The sequence below is a fragment of the Sinorhizobium sojae CCBAU 05684 genome (assembly GCF_002288525.1).
GTDB lineage: Bacteria > Pseudomonadota > Alphaproteobacteria > Rhizobiales > Rhizobiaceae > Sinorhizobium > Sinorhizobium sojae.
The window spans coordinates 1,041,231-1,061,037 of the sequence record NZ_CP023067.1 but is presented as its reverse complement, the minus strand read 5'-3'; the positions used below and the strand labels follow the sequence as shown (position 1 = coordinate 1,061,037).

At 60.9% G+C, this 19,807-nt stretch carries 21 protein-coding genes and 1 tRNA gene; 5 read left to right on the top strand and 17 right to left on the bottom strand.

Annotated features, from left to right (window positions below; all coding sequences use genetic code 11):
- Nucleotides 1-3: 3 nt before the first annotated feature.
- The 6 genes from SJ05684_RS05260 to SJ05684_RS05230 form a co-directional block, all read right to left on the bottom strand.
- Entirely contained in the window at nt 4-2,460 is a 2,457-nt protein-coding gene (locus tag SJ05684_RS05260) for a hypothetical protein (RefSeq protein ID WP_034859482.1), read from the bottom strand.
- Nucleotides 2,461-2,514: 54 nt separating this feature from the next.
- Entirely contained in the window at nt 2,515-4,335 is a 1,821-nt protein-coding gene (locus SJ05684_RS05255; protein ID WP_172901111.1) for a DNA cytosine methyltransferase, read from the bottom strand.
- A gap of 169 nt (nt 4,336-4,504) precedes the next feature.
- Complete coding sequence (locus tag SJ05684_RS05250) at nt 4,505-5,419, bottom strand: HNH endonuclease (RefSeq protein ID WP_034859481.1); 915 nt, start codon at nt 5,417-5,419, stop codon at nt 4,505-4,507.
- A 97-nt stretch (nt 5,420-5,516) separates the two neighbouring features.
- A complete protein-coding gene (locus SJ05684_RS05245) occupies nt 5,517-5,750 on the bottom strand; it encodes a hypothetical protein (RefSeq protein WP_034859480.1) in 234 nt (77 codons plus the stop codon).
- A 924-nt stretch (nt 5,751-6,674) separates the two neighbouring features.
- A complete protein-coding gene (locus SJ05684_RS05235; protein ID WP_050980227.1) occupies nt 6,675-8,531 on the bottom strand; it encodes an AAA family ATPase in 1,857 nt (618 codons plus the stop codon).
- 1 nt (nt 8,532) lies between these two features.
- Nucleotides 8,533-8,832, bottom strand: a complete 300-nt coding sequence (locus SJ05684_RS05230; RefSeq protein ID WP_034859478.1) for a DUF6634 family protein — start codon at nt 8,830-8,832, stop codon at nt 8,533-8,535.
- Between the two features lie 714 nt (nt 8,833-9,546).
- On the opposite strand from SJ05684_RS05230, the gene SJ05684_RS05225 reads away from it, so the two are divergent.
- On the top strand, nt 9,547-9,873 hold the full coding sequence (locus tag SJ05684_RS05225) for a helix-turn-helix transcriptional regulator (protein WP_050980225.1): 327 nt from the start codon (nt 9,547-9,549) through the stop codon (nt 9,871-9,873).
- Between the two features lie 96 nt (nt 9,874-9,969).
- On the opposite strand, the gene SJ05684_RS05220 is transcribed toward SJ05684_RS05225, so the two are convergent.
- The 11 genes from SJ05684_RS05220 to SJ05684_RS05170 form a co-directional block, all read right to left on the bottom strand.
- Nucleotides 9,970-10,045: transfer RNA gene (locus SJ05684_RS05220), tRNA-Trp, on the bottom strand.
- Nucleotides 10,046-10,247: 202 nt separating this feature from the next.
- Nucleotides 10,248-11,147, bottom strand: coding sequence for an NAD-dependent epimerase/dehydratase family protein (locus SJ05684_RS05215; RefSeq protein WP_034859477.1), 900 nt, complete (start codon nt 11,145-11,147; stop codon nt 10,248-10,250).
- Between the two features lie 975 nt (nt 11,148-12,122).
- Nucleotides 12,123-13,298 (bottom strand): elongation factor Tu, encoded by a 1,176-nt coding sequence (gene tuf, locus SJ05684_RS05205; RefSeq protein WP_034859927.1) that lies wholly within the window; start codon nt 13,296-13,298, stop codon nt 12,123-12,125.
- A gap of 417 nt (nt 13,299-13,715) precedes the next feature.
- Nucleotides 13,716-14,027, bottom strand: coding sequence for a hypothetical protein (locus SJ05684_RS05200; protein WP_095694214.1), 312 nt, complete (start codon nt 14,025-14,027; stop codon nt 13,716-13,718).
- The gene (locus tag SJ05684_RS05195) at nt 14,024-14,341 is read right to left on the bottom strand and encodes a hypothetical protein (protein ID WP_034858763.1); all 318 of its coding nucleotides are present in this window, start codon (nt 14,339-14,341) and stop codon (nt 14,024-14,026) included. Before SJ05684_RS05195 ends, SJ05684_RS05200 begins: the two co-directional genes overlap by 4 nt.
- 1 nt (nt 14,342) lies before the next feature.
- Complete coding sequence (locus SJ05684_RS05190; RefSeq protein WP_050980192.1) at nt 14,343-14,528, bottom strand: hypothetical protein; 186 nt, start codon at nt 14,526-14,528, stop codon at nt 14,343-14,345.
- 49 nt (nt 14,529-14,577) lie between these two features.
- Nucleotides 14,578-14,937 carry a hypothetical protein gene (locus SJ05684_RS05185; RefSeq protein WP_157212021.1) on the bottom strand — a complete coding sequence of 120 codons (360 nt, stop codon included), beginning with the start codon at nt 14,935-14,937 and terminating at the stop codon, nt 14,578-14,580.
- Nucleotides 14,934-15,401, bottom strand: a complete 468-nt coding sequence (locus tag SJ05684_RS05180) for a lysozyme (RefSeq protein ID WP_050980190.1) — start codon at nt 15,399-15,401, stop codon at nt 14,934-14,936. Before SJ05684_RS05180 ends, SJ05684_RS05185 begins: the two co-directional genes overlap by 4 nt.
- Nucleotides 15,394-15,627 (bottom strand): DUF7940 domain-containing protein, encoded by a 234-nt coding sequence (locus SJ05684_RS05175; protein ID WP_034858760.1) that lies wholly within the window; start codon nt 15,625-15,627, stop codon nt 15,394-15,396. The genes SJ05684_RS05180 and SJ05684_RS05175 overlap by 8 nt, the downstream gene beginning before the upstream one ends.
- 60 nt (nt 15,628-15,687) lie before the next feature.
- On the bottom strand, nt 15,688-15,837 hold the full coding sequence (locus tag SJ05684_RS29500; protein ID WP_157212020.1) for a hypothetical protein: 150 nt from the start codon (nt 15,835-15,837) through the stop codon (nt 15,688-15,690).
- Nucleotides 15,838-15,844: 7 nt separating this feature from the next.
- Nucleotides 15,845-17,065, bottom strand: a complete 1,221-nt coding sequence (locus tag SJ05684_RS05170) for a helix-turn-helix domain-containing protein (protein WP_034858757.1) — start codon at nt 17,063-17,065, stop codon at nt 15,845-15,847.
- 167 nt (nt 17,066-17,232) lie between these two features.
- On the opposite strand from SJ05684_RS05170, the gene SJ05684_RS05165 reads away from it, so the two are divergent.
- Genes SJ05684_RS05165 through SJ05684_RS29495 form a run of 4 tightly spaced genes read left to right on the top strand, consistent with a single transcriptional unit; the run spans nt 17,233 to nt 19,798 of the window.
- Nucleotides 17,233-18,156, top strand: coding sequence for a phosphatase PAP2 family protein (locus SJ05684_RS05165; protein ID WP_050980189.1), 924 nt, complete (start codon nt 17,233-17,235; stop codon nt 18,154-18,156).
- Nucleotides 18,150-18,962, top strand: a complete 813-nt coding sequence (locus SJ05684_RS05160) for a sterol desaturase family protein (protein ID WP_034858754.1) — start codon at nt 18,150-18,152, stop codon at nt 18,960-18,962. The genes SJ05684_RS05165 and SJ05684_RS05160 overlap by 7 nt, the downstream gene beginning before the upstream one ends.
- Nucleotides 18,959-19,636 (top strand): methyltransferase family protein, encoded by a 678-nt coding sequence (locus SJ05684_RS05155; protein ID WP_034858751.1) that lies wholly within the window; start codon nt 18,959-18,961, stop codon nt 19,634-19,636. Before SJ05684_RS05160 ends, SJ05684_RS05155 begins: the two co-directional genes overlap by 4 nt.
- Nucleotides 19,637-19,642: 6 nt before the next feature.
- On the top strand, nt 19,643-19,798 hold the full coding sequence (locus SJ05684_RS29495; RefSeq protein ID WP_157212019.1) for a hypothetical protein: 156 nt from the start codon (nt 19,643-19,645) through the stop codon (nt 19,796-19,798).
- Nucleotides 19,799-19,807 lie beyond the last annotated feature (9 nt).

Sequence of the window (19,807 nt, the reverse complement as noted above, 5' to 3'; positions counted from 1 at the left end):
CTTCTATCTCTTTTCGGCCATGACGCGCGCGATCCGCGTCGTCCGTGATCTGCTGTCATGGATCGCCCGGCCCCGGTTGGAGGCCGATGCGAGAAATCTATAGATCCATTCCGTGCCTTTCGCTTCCTCTTCGTCCTCTTGCTCCGTGACGGGCACGAGGCGGGAGATGGGCAAGAGGGAGGAAGCGCCGATGGCGTACTGGTACCGCCATCCACCTTCGGAAAAACCGGGAGCGGCATTGCACAGCACCCTGTCGGACGCCCATCTCGCCCAGCTCGACGGCAGGAGGACGCGTGAGCGCCGTGGCTCGAGGATTCCGTCGCGATGGAGGAACAGCGGGCCGCCAGCGCGCAGATGATGGGAGAGGATTGCCACAGACGGTGAGACGTAGGTCTGCACGGGCTTCCCGTCGATGACCGAGCGGTAGAGGAAGGGATTGCGCGATTCCTTCCTTTCGAGCCTGTAGAGACCGTCGGTAACGCTGTCGTCGTAGCGGACTGCGAAGAAGCCACGCTCCTCGTCAAGCCTGCCGATCACCTGGTAGCCGTGGACTCCGTCCGGGTTCCCGACATCGGCGAGCGCCAGTTTCGGTGTGGGCTTTTCAGCGATGGCCATCCTTCCGATGAAGTCCTGGCGCACGCGCTCGTTCGGACACCTGACGGCATAGCGGGCCAACGCCCATTTCGACAGGCCGTTCCATGTCTCGACTTTGGCTCCGGCCGCGCTGGCTGCAGCATGAAGGCGTTCGACCACCGCGATCGGCGTCGGGCCGCTGATCCTGACGAGATCGGAGCCGACGCGCTCGGCCGCCAGCGGGTTCTGCAGTATCCGGCGCACGGGGAAATGGCGCAGCAACGTCATCTCCAGCCAGCCAGCGTCGGAGAAGGATCGAAGCAGATCCCATTCGGAGGGGCAGTCGTCCTCGGGCATGCCTTTCAGGACGATCTCGATGGCCTCGGAGAACGAAAGTCCCCGTGCCGTTCGTTCGTAGAGGGCTTCGCCGATCGTCACCAGTTCATCGCAGGGAGGGGTGCGTTCGCCGCTCCACTCCTCGACGGTGGAGACAAGCGACGGCGCTGTGCCGTGGTGGAATTCGTCCTCCGAAATCTCCCTTGAGCAATCGAAGGAAAGCCGTCGGATGTCGCCGACCTCGTTCGCCCGCGGGACAAGTAGGATCTCGCGGTTTTCCCGGTGGCTGCGGGCGACGAACGTTCCCGAGTGGATCCCATCCTTGAATGACAGGCCGTCATCGCGCCGAACCATGTCGATCGGCTTGCCATTCTTCTCGACACGGATGGCTGCCGGCATCGGACCTGCGATCATCGGCGCCAACGGCGTGCGGCCAAGGTACGCGCCGCCAACCCTGATGCCGTCCCGCCAGCCGAATTCCCTCGGGGTGCTCTGCGTCTGGGCCCCGCCTCCGACCTGGTTTCGGAAGTTGGCCACGACCCAGCCGGCGTTCAGTCCGGCAACGGATCGGATCGCGTCGGAGTCGCATTCTGCGAGCTTCGAACTCTTCATCAGGAGGATGTTGGATGGCGATGTTCCTGCCCGGTATCTGCCGAAGCCGAGGTTCTCGAGGAACACGACCCCGTTCCGAACGAGCTTCCCAAGAGGCTTGGGAATGAACTTGAGCGCCTCCTCAGGGGTCGAGATCGGCACCCGGTCGCCAAGCGGCGAGACCCGGAAAAGCTCATGCTCGCCGAAGTCACCCTCTGCAACCTCGATGTCCTCGAGCGCGGCCTGTTCCGCCACGATCGAATACCATGCCTGCCAGAAGGGCGTCTCCATGTATTCGCGTACACCACGTTTCCGCGCGTCATCGAACTTTTCGAAGTTGTACTCAAACGACTGCATCGTATCGCCGAGAATATACCGTGACGTGTGGATTCTATTGGCGACGAAAAGTGGGTCGAGAAGTCTTTCCTGCGGAATGAATTGCCTCAGTTTCCGCAATGCGGCTCTGTCTCGCCAGGTTGGAAAGGCCATCTGCAGCGTGCGGCCAATCCGGCGAATGTGGTGCGGAACATTCTCAGGAAGCACAAGATCAATCCCGTGCTCCCGCCAAAGGAACTCCTTCAGGTGCCCCCACATCAGATCGAGGCCGACCATCGAGGCCCCTTTGAAGTTCTCACCAAGCTGCTTTGCGAGAATGTCGTCGCGGAAATCCCGATCCCCGCGCTGTCTCGTCTTGGTGGTCTGCATCCAGCAGAGGAATACAAGGATCCTCACATAGTCCGGCGCTCTTCCTTTCAGCGGCGCCGTAGCTCCGGAAAAGCGTTGCCTGAGGATATCGATATGAGGAAGGTTTCGGATGAGCTGTTTTCGAGCCTGTTCCAGATCGGTGACGCCGAAGATATCGAGAAGATCCTCGTCGGCGACATAGACGCTGCCGATCGGACCCGTGCTGCCCGGAGCCAGAAAATACCTTTCGATGCATTCCGCCTCGAAGTTCCTCAATCTGTCTTCCCCTCCCCCTAAGACATCCCTGAACCGAAGCCTGCCCCACCCTTCCTATCGGTAGCGCAGGTGGTCCTCCGCGGCCTTGTCCTTGCCCTTCGTTCGCAGCGGATCGGGATGAAGGACGAGATGCGGAGCCTTGAGCGACGCGTCGGCCGACATGTCCGTGTCCTCGAAGGTCAGCCGTGCGAGGCGGAACGTTCCCTTGTCGCTTCCGAGCAGGACAGCAGCGCCGTCCTCCGGGATTGCCAGCGGCGGCAGGTTTGAAACGCGCCTCTCGGAGAGCTGGTCGTGCAACAGCTTCAGGCGTGCGCGGAGGTAGCGTACGGGGATGTCGAGTTCCATCTGACCTGGCTTCGAGCCAACGATGGCAAGAAGCTGGACGATGGCCCGGTCGATAGCGTCCACGTCGCCTTCGCGTGTCAGAGGCAGCGCAACCAAGTCCGCGGGACCCACGCCGCGGCGCTGCTGCTCCTCGTAGACGGCGACGAGATCCTGGTCGGTGAACTTGTCGCGCGAGGCGCGCCATTCATCGCGGCGACGAAACCGCAGCGGCATCTCGCTCAATCGATAGCCATTGGCGGCGACAGCGTCGGCCGCAATCGGTTCGCCCCAGCCCGCCGGCCAGTAGGTTCCTCCGCCGTAGCCATCGCGGGCGCGCACGGATTCGTTCTTCTTGTTCATGTAGCGCCTGACCATCTTCGGCAGCTTCCTGCCGCTGGCCAGAGCACTCGACGTGATCCTTGCCGGAACGCCCTCCGTGCCCGCTGTCAGGTGCGTCAGGAGCTTGCTCATGAAGAATGGCGGAACGGCATTCCCGACCTGCCTGTACTGTGCACTGCGTGGCCCGGTGAACTCGAACGTGTCCTGGAACCCCTGGATGCGCGCCCCTTCCCTCACGGTCAGAGCCCGGTCATGGATGGGATGTGTGAAGCATCCGGATGTCACGTTCGCGAAACCTGCCGAGATCGTATAGGCAGGCGCCGCCTCGTGCAGTCGCCCGTACAATGTCGCATAGTCGGTCAGTCGGACGCGTCGAAAGCGGTCGGGAAGGAGTTCCGGAGGAATGTCCTTCCAGCAACCGCCCTGTGGCACCTGTGCGATCCTCTTCGCGTTGATCTCGGTCAGCGAGTTTGCGAAATGGCTTCCGACCCCATCCGCCCCGTTTCTGGCGAAGCGCTGGAAGGCGGTCTGGTTCACGGCTTCCGGCAACCGGACGATCCCGTCGCCATTCGCATTGCATTGAACGAGATCACCGATCGCCTCGGCGACTGTCACATAGCCTTCGAGATCGCCGCCGCCGTCGGGAGCATGGGTGGGCATGGGAAAGGTCGCGGCGATGGGATCGACGGACGCGACGAGAATGAACCTGTTGCGGAGCTGCGGGAGGCCGTAGTCGGCCATGTTCACGACGTCTGCGAAGACATGGTAGCCTCGCTCCTCGAAGAGCTTGAACAGCTCCTTCACGATGACGAGGTTCTTGCCGTAAACGACGCCCGGAACGTTTTCCATAATAACGCGCTGCGGGCGCCGTCCAGCCGCCGTAAAACCGTCCAGCAAGCGGATGAAATGTACGAAGAGCGCGTTGCGGGGATCATCGAGGTGGAAGACGCCCATCGTGCTGACCGCCTGGCAAGTCGGCCCGGCGAAGAACCAGTCGATCTTCTCGATTACCGCGCGCTCAATCACGTCAGTCGCCGATACCAGCGAAACATCGCAGCAATCGACTAGCGCTTCGGGATGAGCCTTCTTGAAGGTCGCGGTCGCGTTCTTATCAATGTCGAGCGCCCATTTCACTTCGAGACCGGGGATTGCAATGGCCGCACCAGCCGACATGCCGCCGCAGCCGGAATAGAGATCGATAGCAGTCTGCATGATTCCCCCAAAATTCCCGCGGTACACTATCAAGACCAACTGCATTCTGCGATGGCATTTAGTGTGACCGGACTAAATTTATACGTGTTTCTACATCAAAGAATCGCTTCGGGAGTCGTGGCGGAGGCTCGCTTTCAGAACCGTCCTCTGGTGGGGGCCGACTTGCGCCCTACACGATCCCGCTGAACTTCTCCCTATGCAGCGCCAAATACGCCGGGTGGGGCCACAGCCGCTCATCCGCGGGCAGATGTATCCGATCCATCTGCTTCGCGAACAGCATCCGCAGCTCCGACGGCACCTTGTTATGCGAAACGAGGATTCGGTAATCGTCCGTCAGCGAGATCAGATGCCTGTCGAAGAGCCAATGGACCGTGGCGGAAAGTGCGATGCCATTCTGGACGACGTCCGGACCGCCGTCGGCAACAGACCATATGTGAGCGGCCTGGGCTTCGGACTTGCCGCCACCGTTGACGATCCGCAGTCCAGTGATTGCACAGCGGCTATCGTAGGCATCGCAGACCTTTCGCCGAAAGCTTGCTTCTCGGATCTTGCGATTCGTCAGGATCTGCTCGATGCGGCGCTCCTGGTCCACGAGCGGGAGGTCGAGAAGTTCCTGCGTGGGGCCGTCGACGTGTCGAGGGTCAAGTTCGAGCCTAATGGCGTTGTCGGCCGCCAGTGTCTCGGACAGCCCGGCGCGGACGATCGCTGCGAAGTCGCTTTCCGGAATTGTGCGAATGGACTTTCCCTGAAGAAAGGCCCCGACACGGCTGGGATCTGCGACCACTAGCAGTGCCGTTTCCCAATAGCGGCCGCCCTGGAAGAATGGCACGGGTTCATCGAACTCCTGGTATTCGGCCATAGCAGCGTATGCGAACCCCAGTCGGAGGGGATCGTCGTTCACCTGCACTACCTTAGCCGTCGCGACATACGCCTGTCTTCCGCCATTACGACGGGGCTCGCGATAGATGACCCGGTCGCCAACCAGTGTCTCGGCGATCGGGCGGTAACGTTTAGGAAAATGGTACCGAAACGCGATCTCGTCGTCGTACCCAGAATCGCGTTTGGTGTCGAAAATGCCCTTCACAAATTGCCCCTGCCCTCGTCTGCCGAATCCGGCGCGTGCGGGCGAGCGTAGAGCGGGCGGGATCGGCGAACAAGAGACGTGAAACCGAAGACCAGGACTACTCGCCCACGAGCTCCAATAGCTTCTCGAATTCGGCGAGTTGTGAGGTAATGGCGGCGCGCAAGCGTCGGCGGCCTTCCTCAACGTCGGCATCGTTATTGCCGTGGTTGAGAACTGAAAGCTGCTCAAGGCCCGCCCCAAACGCCAAGCGCGTCGAAGCGCATGACATCCGAAACATGATCTCCATGAAGTCGATGTTCTTCCTGAATTCGATGAGTGCTTGCGCGTCCATAACAGCTCCTAGAATACGAAAGATAGGCCGTCCAGTTGCCTTCTACGGCGGAGAGCGCAGGTCACAGGACCCTATGATAGGCCAAGCTCTTCATCGCATCGAAGATTGATTACTTATTATTTTACGAGACGCCCTACGCAATCCCGTTGCCCACCCATATTGCCGAAACCTGATCCCATCCGCCTTCGCCAAGCCATCGAGGACGCAAGCGCCGCCCCAGGGCATAGACGATCGCATCGAGGCAACCCCCAAACGCATTTCATATCCACGGGCGGCGATGGGAGCGCTTCTGCTATCCCTCGCACCTGAGCATCCAGCAGCACAATGATCCGATCCCACGTTTCGAAATCGCGCCGGCCAGTATTTCCGGGTCTTGAACAATCAGTGCCGGAGCCTGCGCTCGGCGGCGGGTTCGCCGATGGCGCAGCCCATGCGCCCACCCTGGCGGACGGGATGACGGTATGCGGTTAATAGAGCCGCACGTGCCTCGAGGAAGGAAGACTGCCGATGGATCAAGCTTCGGTAGTGGAAGTCGGGGGGGGAGAAGGAGCGCGCATATCGGTCACATTCCGGAAACGTCTACCTGCTGGAGCCTTTGGGAGGCCCCTTCTTCAAAGGCTCTCTGCGTCTCCCTTGCGACATGACTTTGCGACCGACTTTGGCCGGCTCGAATCCCTCTCTTGACAAAGCTTCGCCGAGCGTTTCGTCGTGGTCTGCCTCTTCGCCGATCCGGCCGGCGTCGCCGGCCTTGCCTGCATCGTCCTTTCCGCCGTGTGACATGCCTGACTCCGATTTCGCAGCAGCCGCCAACCGTTCACTATCTCAGCAACGAGTGTGCATACGCCCTCCACCAGCGGCCGGCTGAATGCCCTGCCGCTGCAATGGCGGTGCCGCTAGCGAACGGATGGCATCGCCCGGATGCCGCTAGGCGGCCTCCGCTATTCCATCGCGCTCGATCCTCACCGAACGATTGGTGACGACTTCGGCCGCCAGGTCAAGGATGCGTTTCTGCCCCTCCGTGAGCATCGCGAGCACCCGCTCCCACTCCTCCGACAGCATTTGCGCCACTTCCGCTTCCAGCCGTTCGGGCAGCGGCCCGTTTCCGAGGTCTTTAGGAGTGCCGAGAAAAATTGGCGTCTTGCCGAGCCCAAAGCTTCCAACCATCCGCCGGGCAATTGAGGTCGCCCGTTCGACATCGCTGCCAACCGTGCCACCCGAGCCGACTGACCGATCGCCGTACACCGCTGCCTCAGCCGCCATCCCGGCGTAGCTCACTGCGATGCGATTGCGCAGACTCGTTTCCGTTGGAAAGTGATCCGGAACCAGGGTGTATGATGCCAGCCCCCCAAGAAACTCTGTTGCAGTCGGATCAAAGCTGTCCTTGATCTCGATGGTCACGCTCGTTGCATATCCCAGCGCGAGCGAGACCAGGGCATGTCCGGCTTCGTGGACCGCAAGCCTGAGCTGCTGTTCCGCCGTGTATCGCATTTTCTCCGGGAGGCGGTTGATGAGATCCCGTAGTTCCAGCTCTCGATCCTCGCTTCGCGCAGCCTCGCGTGCATCGCGCACCAGCTTCTCGAGGTCAGCCCCCGAGGCGCCGTCCAAGTTCTCGGCGATATCGGACAGGGAATCGAGCGATATGGCATCACCAGCATGATGCTTTAAGATCCCGGCCCGCGACTTGTGGTCTGGGAGAGCTAGCTCGAACTGATTTTCGAGGCGCCCGGCGCGCAAGATAGCTGGATCGATCCACTCGGGAAGATTTGTGGCCCCGATCACCACCACGCCATCGCCCAGGTTGCTCAACAGGTAGAGAAAATCGTTGAGGACGACCTGCCAATAGTGGTCATTGCGGTGAGTGGGACGAGCGGATCTCCTTCCGATACTATCGAATTCATCAATGAACAGGACCGAGCCCTCCCCGTCATCGGCATCGCTGAAGCTCTTCCTCATCGCCGCGAGCGTGTCATCGAGATGGCCTTCTGACTGCCAGCTCCCTATCGTGGTCGAGATCAGCTTCACACCAAGCGCGTTGGCCAGCGCCGACGCGAAGAGGGACTTGCCGGTCCCGGGAGGGCCGGATATGAGGGCGCCCCGATTGACAAGTCTCCAGGGCAGCTCGCCGCTCCGCCAGCGGGCGAGGTCAGACGAGAGCCTTCTCGCCCACGGCTTCAGTTCCTCATACCCCGGCAATTCGAAGAGGCTTGGCGCGCCGGTTTCGCAGCGATTCAAATCGTTGACTTCGCCAATCCTGCCTTCAGCCATGTTCGGCTGAAGAACCGCGGCGAGAAGGGCGTTCTGCGGCTTTTCTGCCAGTAGAGTTGCCACCTCCCGGGAGAATGGCGTCCGCCCCGAGAGCCGGCGTACGGCATTGATGTGTCCCGGCGTTGGCCGCTCCACCAGCATAACCGCCGTGGCTGCAAAGCGCACGTCTTTCGGGAGCTCGCCGATGTCCCTGGCGATCAGCACCTCCAGCCCCGTGAGGTCGAATACGGACACGCGCTTTTGGGGGACGCCCTTCTTCCTGGGTGGATTGGCAAACTGAACTTTGACCTGCTGGTCCAGCCAATCACCACGCTCGGGTCCCAGGAGGCTCAATGCTGCCGCTTCGTATTCCTGCGTGCGGTAGCCCCTTGGGACCACGAAGATGACAAATCCGGTGGCACCAGACCGGAACAGCCCGGCGGCCCGCAGTGCGCGCACGAGAGTGCAGGACGCGAGGAATATGCCGGGATCCCCGGATTGCTTTCGGGCGAGCGCGCGATCAATCTCGAACCTCATCTCATTGCCCCCAGCTTCTGTCGCGGGCGCCGAGGCGATACCACCGGTTCATCGTCCGGGCGATGCCCAGGTTCGGATCCAAGTAGAAAAGCTGGCTGGTGACGACCCTGCGTCCGTCATCGATGCGGGGATGCCCCTGCACGATGCCAGTCAGGGCGAATGCGTGCCCCACAGCGGTCCTATAGCACTCCAGCAAGGGGGCTTCCGCGATGACGGCTTGGTCCAGCCCCCCCGCGTTCGCGCTGTGAATGCTTTCGAGAAGGCGTTCTACCGTCTCGCTGTCCATCCAATGAAAGTTCAAGCGCTTTCCTGCTCACGTCTCGCACCGTCGCGAGTTCACGTTCATTCCCCGCAAGGGCGGAGTTCCTGCCGATGTATCGGAGGCGGCCGAAGCGGGAGCCCCGGCGTCGCAACCGCGGGGTCGGAATGACCTCGGGTTGGTCAGAGGAATCCTGCTCGCGCCGACGGGCGCGCATCATCTCGACGACATCCTGTCCTTTCGATTGCCGTGTCGCTCCGCGTTCTCCGGATACCTCCTCAGGATTGGGACGTCTCGGCGCCCCGTCCGCCGGATCCGGCGCCGTCACGCCGAGACCGCCTCCCGTCGCCGCCGACGTCCATGGCGTACTCGAATCCCTGAAGGATTCGCGCCCAAACAGCGACGTCCACCCGTCGCAAACAACGAGTCCCTAAATCAAAACATTATGCTCACTCTGTAAGCATTACGATCATGCGCGGCCAATGTCAACTTTTATTGCCGTGATCGGCGTCGGTCCGCCCGCATTCGCAGAGCCGCAGGGCCACTGGATTCGTTTCGGAACGATTTTTCCTTATGTCAACAATTATGGTCGCCCATTCGACTTCATTCGGCGCTTCGGTAGAACACAAATCCAGATAGGCTTTACGTCGTGGAATTTTAGTGCTAGGATCACCTCAACCGTCAAATCATTCGACTGAGTGCCGCGTTCCCGATGCCGGAACGCGAACGCTACAGCTTGCGCTTTGGAGGCAACCCATGGGATGGGACGAGATGATGCGACTGCTCAGGCGCAGGGAGGTGGAGCTCATCACCGGGCTTTCGCGCACAACCCTCTGGCGCTACGAAGGCGACGGTCGCTTCCCCGGCGCCCTTCGGCTGCCCGGCGGTGATCTGAGGTGGCTGGGTGGCGACGTCTGGGCCTGGATTCTGGCGCTGCCGTCCGGGAAGGAGCAGGCGCGGGCACGGTGGGAGCACCTGGCGGCACGCAGGTTCAGGAAGTCCGAGCGAAACGCAACCGCCGCCCGCACCGACGCGGGTTCCGCTTCGACGGGTCCGGGAACGAGCCCGGAGGAACGGCCTTGAGGAGACCGGTGCCGCCCCCGTTGTCCAAATCCGTTGTCCAGATTGCGCTGGAGAGCCCGTTTCCGCGGCTTGTCTATGCCAAGTGCTTGAAAGAAATGGCAGGGGCAGAGGGGCTCGAACCCCCGACCTGCGGTTTTGGAGACCGCCGCTCTACCAACTGAGCTATACCCCTATGATCGTGGCGCCATCCAAATACCGCGGGAAGCGCCTCAAGTCAGCGGCTTCATATTCAGTTTGACGGGCGCTTTCAAGCGCATTTGCAACAAAAGCGGAAAAATCCGGGAAAATTTCCGCGCCGCTCCCCGCCTCTCTCTCGCGAGGGTGCTCGCGCCCCGCCGGCACCGCGCCTTTCCTTGCGACTTGAATGAACCAGCTCAGCGGTCGACGCGCACGTATTTTCGCCAGTCATGCTGTTCCTCAAAGCCGAGCACCTCGCGAATCTTACGATTCGAAAGAAGTCCCTCGAACTCGCCGATCTCCCGCTTGAACGGAACATTCGGGTAGAAGCGCTTGGCAAGCTCGCGAGACGGCGTATCGGCAGAGACGGTGTCATTCGCGGCGTTAAAGATTGCAAAGCCGAGCCCGTCTTTTTCGATGCAGAGCTTGACGATCTGGCCAAGATCGCGCGCGTCAATATAACTCCATGCAATCCGCTTGCGGATGTCCGGATGCGCGAAATAGTGCGGGAAGTGCTCGTATTCGTGCGGCTCGATCACATTACCGATGCGCAAGGCATAGATATCGAATCCGGAACGCTCCGCGAAAGCCCGTGCCGTCTGCTCGTTCACCACCTTGGAAAGCCCGTAGGAATCCATTGGATTGACGTCGTAGTCCTCCTCGAGCGGAAAGTGATGGAAGTCCCGGTGGCCCTCGGCGAAGCAAACGCCGTAGGTTGTTTCGCTGGAGGCAATGATGATCTTGCGGATCCCGAGCTTCACCGCCGCTTCGATCACATTATAGGTTCCCATTACATTGACCCGGAAGGTCTCATTGTCCGGCTTGATGAGAATTCGCGGAACGGCGGCGAAGTGAACGACGGCGTCGAAGCCTTGCGGCCCCCGCCCCGGATCGAGATCGGGAAAATCGCGATGCATGGAAAGCGCGTTGAACATCTGGCCGCCGTCGGTGATGTCGGCGATCAGATTGGTGACGCCGGGACTGTCGAGCGGCACGAGATCGACATTGTGCACTTCATAGCCCGCCTCGACGAGATAGGGCACCGCATGCCGCCCGGCCTTGCCGGCGCCGCCGGTGAACAGAATACGCTTTTTCATGACGCCCCCCTTGAAAAGACACAAACAGGTTAGTTGCTTCACCTCGTTGCGCAAGATGCAAGATGCATGCTCGCAGCTTACCACTTCCAACTGTAGCGCAGGGTGAACAGACTACGCGGTGCCAGCAACGGGTCGACGACAGCGGCGCCGAGTTCGAGATTGCCGACCCCTTTTCGACGCGAATGCGGTCGAGACCGCTGAAGCCTTCACCCGATAGCCTGCTCTGCACCGCAATCGAGGTCCTCGCTGCGGTGGAGGCGAGCCTCGCGGATTGCGTCAACCTGGGGCGATCGCAGTGCTTTTCATAGACATTGCACTGAACGGCGATGTTCCGCTGGACCTCCACATCGAGCATCGGGGTAAGGATCCACGTCCTTGCGGAACCTGCACCGATATTGCCGGCGCCGGTCACCGGATCGAACGCCATACTGATCCGAGAAGAGCGTTGGGCCGCCCGCGGGACGCTCCTGCGCGAGACCGTGCCCCAGAGGCGAACCGGCGCCTCCGGCGGGACGATCTTGCCGGAGGGAGCCGCCTTCATCGACATCTCGGCGCCGCCCGCAGTCTCCCATAGGCCCGGTGAGCGGAGGCCGAACCGGAGCCTATAGGCATTGGAGCCGGTCCTGGAGGGGGCCCAGACAAGCGGGCCGCTTTCACCCGCCAATGCCGGCGCGAAAGGGCCCACGCAAATCAGAGCGATGCCGGCAGCGGTGAACCGCGCCGCGATACGTCTTCTCATTGGGGATTCCGATCCTCGGCCGTAACCGTGCCACGCGGACATTCATCGGGATCGGAGAATAGCACAGCCTGGCGGCAAAGACCTTAGATACTTGGCGGCGACGGGCAGAACCCTGTTCACACTGTTGCAGACATCACACAGCGCTGTCCGACTTGACAGATGCCCGACGCTGTCGACCGCACATAGAAAAACCCCGCAGTCGCCCGCGGGGTCTCGAAATCCGGTTGTGGCCGAAATTACTTGATGATCGAGGCGACGATGCCTGCGCCGACGGTGCGGCCGCCTTCGCGGATCGCGAAGCGCAGCTTCTCTTCCATCGCGATCGGCACGATCAGTTCGACGTCGACTGTCACGTTGTCGCCCGGCATCACCATTTCCGTGCCTTCCGGCAGCGTCACGACGCCCGTCACGTCCGTCGTGCGGAAGTAGAACTGCGGACGATAGTTGGTGAAGAACGGCGTATGACGGCCGCCCTCTTCCTTCGTCAGGATGTAAGCTTCGGCCTTGAACTGCGTGTGCGGCGTGACCGAACCCGGCTTGCACAGGATCTGGCCGCGCTCGACGCCGTTGCGGTCGACACCGCGAAGCAGCGCACCGATGTTGTCGCCGGCCTGGCCCTGGTCGAGCAGCTTGCGGAACATTTCAACGCCCGTGCAGGTCGTCTTCGTCGTCGGACGGATGCCGACGATCTCGACTTCCTCACCGACCTTGATGATGCCGCGCTCGACGCGGCCGGTCACGACCGTGCCACGGCCCGAGATCGAGAACACGTCTTCGATCGGCATCAGGAACGGCAGGTCGATCGGACGCTCCGGCGTGGGGATGTAGGCGTCGACCGCTTCCATCAGCTCGCGGATCGCGTCTTCGCCGATCTTCTTGTCGGAATCTTCGAGAGCGGCCAGCGCAGAACCCTTGATGATCGGAATGTCGTCGCCCGGGAATTCGTAGGACGACAGCAGTTCGCGCACTTCCAGCTCGACGAGCTCCAGCAGCTCGGCGTCATCGACCTGATCGACCTTGTTCAGGAACACGACAATCGCCGGAACGCCAACCTGGCGGGCGAGCAGGATGTGCTCGCGCGTCTGTGGCATCGGGCCGTCGGCAGCCGAAACGACGAGGATCGCACCGTCCATCTGCGCGGCACCGGTGATCATGTTCTTGACGTAGTCGGCGTGGCCGGGGCAGTCGACGTGCGCGTAGTGGCGGTTCGGCGTCTCGTACTCGACGTGCGCCGTCGAAATCGTGATGCCGCGGGCCTTCTCTTCCGGCGCGGCGTCGATCTGGTCATACGCCTTGAACTCGCCGAAATACTTCGTGATCGCTGCCGTCAGCGACGTCTTGCCGTGGTCAACGTGGCCAATCGTGCCAATGTTCACGTGCGGCTTGTTGCGCTCGAATTTGCTCTTTGCCATGGGTACGCTTCCTGTGGTCAAAAATACGATGGATCAGCCGGCTGGGCCGGTTTGTCGAGCCGTTTAAGGGTTTCGCGGCCTTTGCGCAAGACTTAATTGCGTCCGCTTGACGGTACAGCCTGACCCCACTTCGTAAGTTTGTCACGAAGATTCGCCAAACGCCGGCCCATAGATCGCCCAAAGCCATGAAAGTCAACACAATCAGGCATATGCGGCAATTCCCTAAAGTCTCATATAAAGACTGCGGAACGGTGCAATGGAGGTTTGGAGCGGGTAGCGGGAATCGAACCCGCGTATTCAGCTTGGAAGGCTTCGAGAACTGTGAATAGAATCAATATAGCCGTGTCACTGAGGCAATAGGCGTGTCTCTAACGGCGGCGGGTTGTTTCACTCGCCGCCGTCACTGCATCCCGACCTTCACGGCCAGCCATTTCCACAGCAGGGCAATCCCCCGCCAATGGCGACGAAGACGCCGGCAATGAGCATCTGCGCCCCAATGAACCGTTCCTTCCACCGCTTGATATCCGAGATGATCGGCGCAGCTTCATTGAAGCGGTCGGTGACCGACGAGAGCTTTTGATCGGTCGCATCCAGCCGGCGCTCGATCGCTTCCGACTTTTCCATTTGATGTTGACGGGCAAACCGGGCTTGTTCCTGATCGGCCAGGATCATGTCGAGCTTGCCCTCGAGGCGGCCGAGGCTGCGCTGGGTTTCGCTTTCGGTCGTCATACCGGCGTTCCAAACAGGTTGGTGGATTCGGATCCGGCTGCAATCACGCAGGCGACGTCGGGCATGACCTTGAGCAAGGTCCAAGATCCGTTCTTGCCCGTCATCAGCAGGAAGACAGCGGCCTTGTCCTTGGCGTCCTTGCCGACCCAGGATTCGGTTTCTCCGTAGGTGGCCTTTAGCGAATCGATCAACTCGCGGCGCGGTGCACATGTGCTGGGGTCTACTTGCGCCACGGCGGGCTGGACCCAGAAGCAAAAGAGGATGAACGCCAGCGCGATCAGAGACAGCGCGCCCAAGATGATGCCCTTCAGCATGTCATTCCCCTTTCGCCAGGCGTTGCCGGAGTTGGTCGTAGAATTCAGCGCATGCAGTCTTGATCTCGTTCTCGTTCTCACGGACCACCTGCCATCGAAGCTGGACGCCGCGCCATTTCTCGCCCTCTTTCGGGTTCACGACGCCGGTTGCATCGCGGCAGGCTTGCGGAAGGTCGGGCAGGATCACCGTCGCCCTCGCCTGTCCTTGCTGGATGGCGGCTTGCTGGAGGCGCTGGTTAGTGCTTTGACAGCCAGTCGAGATCCCCAGAAGTAACCCGAGGAGCGCCGTCGTCAGTGCGGTTGTCGCTTTCAATGTCCTGCTCCGCTTTTTCGCTGTTGGCCTTGTTCCGCTCAGAGAGGGCCGTGTATCGCCGTTTGAACTCTTCGGCTGTCTGTGCCGCAGCGAGCGCTCGACGTCGTTCCTCGGCAAGCTGAGAGGCGATTGCATCGCGTTCCGATTTGAGGACGTACCCCCGGAGCGCTTCACGTCTCACGAGAGGATCGTCGACCATGCCGTCGTACAGGCTGAAGAGTGCAAAGGCTGCGAGCGCGCCGACGGCGATATAAACCCAGTCCAAGAAGCGACCGAGCATCACAGCCCCTCAAGGCAAAGCCGGCGCTCTTCGGCGCGGCGATTGGTGAGGCCCTTGACGACGCGGCCGCCGGCCTTATTCCAGAGCGCCAGGGAATCGCACGCACCGCGGAGATCGCCGGCATTCGCCTTGCGAGCCATTGACGAGCCGCAGAACGCCCGCGTCCCGATGTTGTAGGAGGCGGACAGGAACGACACATAGACCTTGTCAGGCAGGCCGTCGGGGTTCTTCAGGCAAGCGCGCATACCGGCTTCAAACTCAACGAGCGCGTCACCGAGCATCACCTTGCATTCGTCGACCGAATACCGATCGCCCATCTTTACGCCGCGGGTCTCGCCGAAGCAGACGGTGGGAATCCCGACAACATCGCGATAGGCCACTGTGCGCAGCCCTTCCCATGCGCCGACGAGGGCGATTGCGGCCGCACCGATCGCCGTCATCTTGCCGGCCTTCTTAAGCCTACTCATCGGGCTTTCCTCCTGAGATGGACGTTTGCGCCACGAAGCGGGCGATGTTCGCGAGGATGGTCGTCACGCACGCCAAGGCGGCGAACGTGCCGTGCGGGATCGGCAGGCTTTCGGGGTTGATAAACGTGAACCAGACCTCGAGCCCGGAAAGCAGGGCGGCAAGGATGTTCAGCCGGAACGACCACGCATAGCGCAGCACCGCCCGCCAATCGGCGATCAGTTTCATGGGGGTTCCTATGGGGAGATGCCGGTTATAACGAATCTGCGGAAAGGGTATAACGCGGGGTCAGTCGTACCGGAGCGAGCTCGAAAACTGCATCAGCATGTCGATGATCTCGGCCTTCGACACGTCCGCGATCTTGTATTCTTCCCGCATCAATTCGCGCTTGATGCTGCCGTCTTCGTTTTTCGTGACCCTGATGTGGAAGCGCGCCATGGTTGCCTCATGAGATTTCGACTTCGGAATGGCCTCTGGCGCCCTTCTCGACGTGATAGGTGTAGCTCTTCATCGATCGGCCGGAGAGATAGCCGTGCCAGGCGTGGTAGGCGTCCTGTGCGACCGGAGCCCGGTGCGAATAGACATGCACGCCGCCGATCTCGCGCTCCGTATCGTGATGAATATGACCGGTGTGGATGTGTCGGGTCGCCGTGGCGCTCCAGTCTTCTTTCCGCCGGTTCGCCATGATCATCGGAAGGTCTGGGGGCTTCGCCTTGTCTCCATGCGTCCCGCCGATCAGGTTGACGCCGAAGCGGCGCCAGTAGAAAGCGTCCGGGCTGGTGTCGACGGAAACCCGCTCATTATCCCGCCAGTACATGCGGAGCGCCTGGCGGATGCCCACGGTGCTGTTCTCGTCGTGATTGCCTGGCTTGAAGACAGCTTCGACGTGCTTGTGTTTCGCCGCGATCAGTTCCGAGGATTCGGCCATCAGGTCGCAGACGGTTTCGAGGCACTTGGAATAGCGGGTGTCGACGTCCAGAACGTTGCCGGATCGCTCCGTCATGTTCCGGCCGTTATCAGCATGGAGAAGGTCGCCAAGGCCGAGAATGACCGCCTGAGCACTTGGCGGCGACGTCTCGACAATCTCACGCACCGCGGCGGAAAGCGTCTCTCGAGCGATGGTCAGATCCCAATCGGCCCCGCCCGTCTCCCGACCCCAGGCGAACAGCCCGACATGCCAGTCGCAGAAGATGTAGGCCGTCAGCCTTTCGGTATCGCTGTCCCGCGGCGGAAGCACGATCGGAGCCTTCGGTTCGAAGTTTTCGAATGCGGCCTTGATGATTTCGGCGGTGCGCTCCGGATCCGGCTCCCCTTCCCGCGTCTTCACCCATTGCCCGCGGACTCGGCCGTCCGGATCGATGAAGGCGGAGACGCCCTTGATCTTGTGGCCTTCCGGGACGGTGAAGACTTCTCCCGGCCCCGGCTTCTGTTCGATCGTGGTTCCGCGCGGGCCTGTCTGGACTCGCGTGACCTCAAATCCGGGCATCACCTGCGCGGCATTGGCCGGCGCAACCAACCCCCGGCGTGCGGCCATCTTCAAGTGACCCTGTAGCCCGGCCCGGCTGATGCCGATCATCTCGGCGGCCCTGCACTGGTTCCCGCCGCAGGCCGCCAACGCCTCAAGCGAGCGCAGGATCACGTCGTCCGGAACCGGAGGAGTTGCCATCGGTGTTGACCCCATTAACTAACCAGAAAGGATGATATTGCCGTCAGGCGCAACCAGTGGTTCAATCGCGTGGGATATGGGGGCTACCTATTATGACCGAAGCTGTAATCAGCACTTCCGCATCAAGGCGACCGTCGCGGTGGTTGAGCATCTCTTGCGGAGCCTATGTGATCGCGGCCTTCAGTTTCGCTCCCGCGCTGTACATGCGGAACCTGAGCGCATTCGCGCTGCAAGTGCTGCCCGCAGCGCTTGTCCTGTCCGCCCTCGGTCTGTTGGCTTCCGCCATTGTTAGCCGCCCGACGGCACCTCTCAGCCACGTGGCCGGCATCATTAGGCGCCGAGGAAGCGGAGCGCTTGTCATCGCTGCGGTTATATGCGTCGGCATGGCGGCGTTCTGGACAGTGAAGTTCCATATCCCGCTCGTCGTTCCGTTCTACGCAGATCACGCTCTCGCAGAGACTGACCGCATGATTCACTTCGGCGATCCGTGGCGTTTGGTGCACTCCATAATTCCCCCGATCGCGATGCAACCCATGCTCATCGTCTATTTCCCACTTTGGCTGCTCGAGTTCATCGGCTGCATTGCCTTGGCCGCCTTCCACCCAAGCGATCGGCTGCGATCAAGATACCTGCGATCATTCGCCGCGACTTACGCGGTCCTGGGCACCCTGCTGGCCGCCGTAACTGCCTCCGTCGGGCCCATATTCTATGATCAGTTTTTCGGTGAAGGCCGGTTCGCAGAGCTCGTCCTGACACTCAAACAAAACCCGGACGCCAGATACCATTTCTTTGTCGCCGAGCGGCTATATGCCGCCTATGTTTCCGGCGCGGAGGACATCTTCGCCGGCATCTCAGCAATGCCGAGCATCCACGTGGCAGTTGCAAGCCTGAACGCACTCTTTCTGACGCAAATTAACCGGTGGCTCGGGCTCGCGGGATGGGCTTTCGCCGCCCTGACGTTGCTCGGCTCGGTCTACTTCGGCTGGCACTATGCGGTGGACGGGTATGTCTCTGCTGCTGCCGTTTTCTTTTTTTGGCGGCTTTTCGATGCGCCGAGCCAAAACAAGCAATCATCGGGTGTTACATGTTAGAGCTCATCGACCTGAAGGCGATCCTGATAATCGCCATGATCTTCATTCCGCTCGAGCGGCTTCTCCCGCTTCACGCTGATCAGAAAGTGCTGCGAAAGCACTGGCTGAACGACGTGATCTACCTCTTCTTCAACAGCATTCTGATCAAGCTCGGTTTCATCGCCCTGGTCGGCTCGATCATGATCGCCATCCGGTTTGTCATTCCGGGAGGCGTGTTCGCTGTGGTGCAAGCCCAGCCGATATGGTTGCAGGCGATCGAGGTCACTCTTGTTGCCGATATAGGATTTTACCTAGCGCACCGCGCCTTCCATTCCGTGCCGTTCCTGTGGAAGTTTCACTCTGTCCACCACAGCATCGAGGAGATGGATTGGCTGGCCGCGCATCGTGTTCATCCGGTCGACCAGATCGTGACCTCGGCTGCCTCCCTGATTCCGGTTTACGCTCTTGGCTTCTCCGGATCTGCAATCGCGATCTATGCTTTGATTTATCAGGCGCAGTCGCTTTTGATCCATTCAAACACTCGGATCAGGTTCGGCCCTCTCAAATGGGTGCTCGCCTCTCCTCAATTCCATCACTGGCACCATGCCAACGAGCGACAGGCCTACGACAAAAACTTCGCCGGCCAGCTGCCCTTCATCGATGCCCTCGCTGGCACTTTGTACATGCCTGAGCGTATGCCGAGGGTCTACGGCACCGATGATCCGGTGCCCCCGCTCTATCACCAGCAACTCGCCTATCCACTCAAGCAGCTTCGAGTTCCTGCGGGCGCGTTATCGCAGCAACAACCAGGAGACACGCACCCATGATCAGCAGGATCGAAGATCTTCTGGGCAAGACTTTCCTTACACTCGTCTTCTTTTACCTGGCGCTGCAGCAGGTCGCCTCGATCGTAGCGGTCATTCGGTTTCGGGAGAGCATAGAATTCTGGCCGCTCGTCCTCTCTTCGCGATTGCTGGGTTTGCTGTTCTTGTGCTTGGTCGTCGGCCTGACAGTGGTTCGACTGCCGCCGCGGCGGAGCGCGGAGGGGATAGAGCCCCGACTGAGCGCGCTCGCGGGGACGTTTGGGCTGATGGTCCTCATAGTGCTGCCGCGGGGCACCGCCGGACCTGGGATGCTCGTCGCGTCGACCGTCCTGGCCCTCATCGGCACGGCACTGTCGATCTACTGTCTGTTCTGGCTAGGGCGCTCGTTCTCGGTAATGGCATCAGCTCGCAAACTCGTCGTGACCGGTCCCTATGCAATCGTCCGCCACCCGCTGTATGCTGCGGAGGCAATCAGCGCCGTCGGGTTCCTGATCGCCAACTGGTCGCTGGCCGCGTTGCTGGTCGGTGCCGCCCACTTCGCCTTCCAGTTACGGCGGATGTTCAACGAGGAGCGCGTCCTCAGACGCACTTTCCCTGAATACGACAGCTACGCCAGCAGCGTTCCCATGTTGATCCCAAGGCCGTTGACGCCCGTTGCAAGGGCTGAAGAAGGGTAAAGAGCGATGCCCACCGAATATCGTCCGCCTAAGCGCAAAGCCGACATTACCGGTGTCGAGTGGTTAGTGCTGACCGCCATAATCGTTTCCGGCTTGGCGGCCCTGGTCGTTTCGGGCTCGTCGCTCGACCTCTCGTATTTTTCGGTGCTGCCCCACAACTAGGTCAACGCG

What these genes read in the sequence shown, in the direction of transcription:
- SJ05684_RS05180 (WP_050980190.1), bottom strand. Translation starts at nt 15,401, where the DNA reads ATGAGTAGGCTTAAGAAGGCCGGCAAGATGACGGCGATCGGTGCGGCC.
- tuf (WP_034859927.1), bottom strand. Translation starts at nt 13,298, where the DNA reads ATGGCAAAGAGCAAATTCGAGCGCAACAAGCCGCACGTGAACATTGGC.
- SJ05684_RS29495 (WP_157212019.1), top strand. Translation starts at nt 19,643, where the DNA reads ATGCCCACCGAATATCGTCCGCCTAAGCGCAAAGCCGACATTACCGGT.
- SJ05684_RS05215 (WP_034859477.1), bottom strand. Translation starts at nt 11,147, where the DNA reads ATGAAAAAGCGTATTCTGTTCACCGGCGGCGCCGGCAAGGCCGGGCGG.
- SJ05684_RS05225 (WP_050980225.1), top strand. Translation starts at nt 9,547, where the DNA reads ATGGGATGGGACGAGATGATGCGACTGCTCAGGCGCAGGGAGGTGGAG.
- SJ05684_RS05235 (WP_050980227.1), bottom strand. Translation starts at nt 8,531, where the DNA reads ATGAGGTTCGAGATTGATCGCGCGCTCGCCCGAAAGCAATCCGGGGAT.
- SJ05684_RS05195 (WP_034858763.1), bottom strand. Translation starts at nt 14,341, where the DNA reads ATGCTGAAGGGCATCATCTTGGGCGCGCTGTCTCTGATCGCGCTGGCG.
- SJ05684_RS05200 (WP_095694214.1), bottom strand. Translation starts at nt 14,027, where the DNA reads ATGACGACCGAAAGCGAAACCCAGCGCAGCCTCGGCCGCCTCGAGGGC.
- SJ05684_RS05155 (WP_034858751.1), top strand. Translation starts at nt 18,959, where the DNA reads ATGATCAGCAGGATCGAAGATCTTCTGGGCAAGACTTTCCTTACACTC.
- SJ05684_RS05170 (WP_034858757.1), bottom strand. Translation starts at nt 17,065, where the DNA reads ATGGCAACTCCTCCGGTTCCGGACGACGTGATCCTGCGCTCGCTTGAG.
- SJ05684_RS29500 (WP_157212020.1), bottom strand. Translation starts at nt 15,837, where the DNA reads ATGGCGCGCTTCCACATCAGGGTCACGAAAAACGAAGACGGCAGCATC.
- SJ05684_RS05255 (WP_172901111.1), bottom strand. Translation starts at nt 4,335, where the DNA reads ATGCAGACTGCTATCGATCTCTATTCCGGCTGCGGCGGCATGTCGGCT.
- SJ05684_RS05245 (WP_034859480.1), bottom strand. Translation starts at nt 5,750, where the DNA reads ATGGACGCGCAAGCACTCATCGAATTCAGGAAGAACATCGACTTCATG.
- SJ05684_RS05175 (WP_034858760.1), bottom strand. Translation starts at nt 15,627, where the DNA reads ATGAAACTGATCGCCGATTGGCGGGCGGTGCTGCGCTATGCGTGGTCG.
- SJ05684_RS05160 (WP_034858754.1), top strand. Translation starts at nt 18,150, where the DNA reads ATGTTAGAGCTCATCGACCTGAAGGCGATCCTGATAATCGCCATGATC.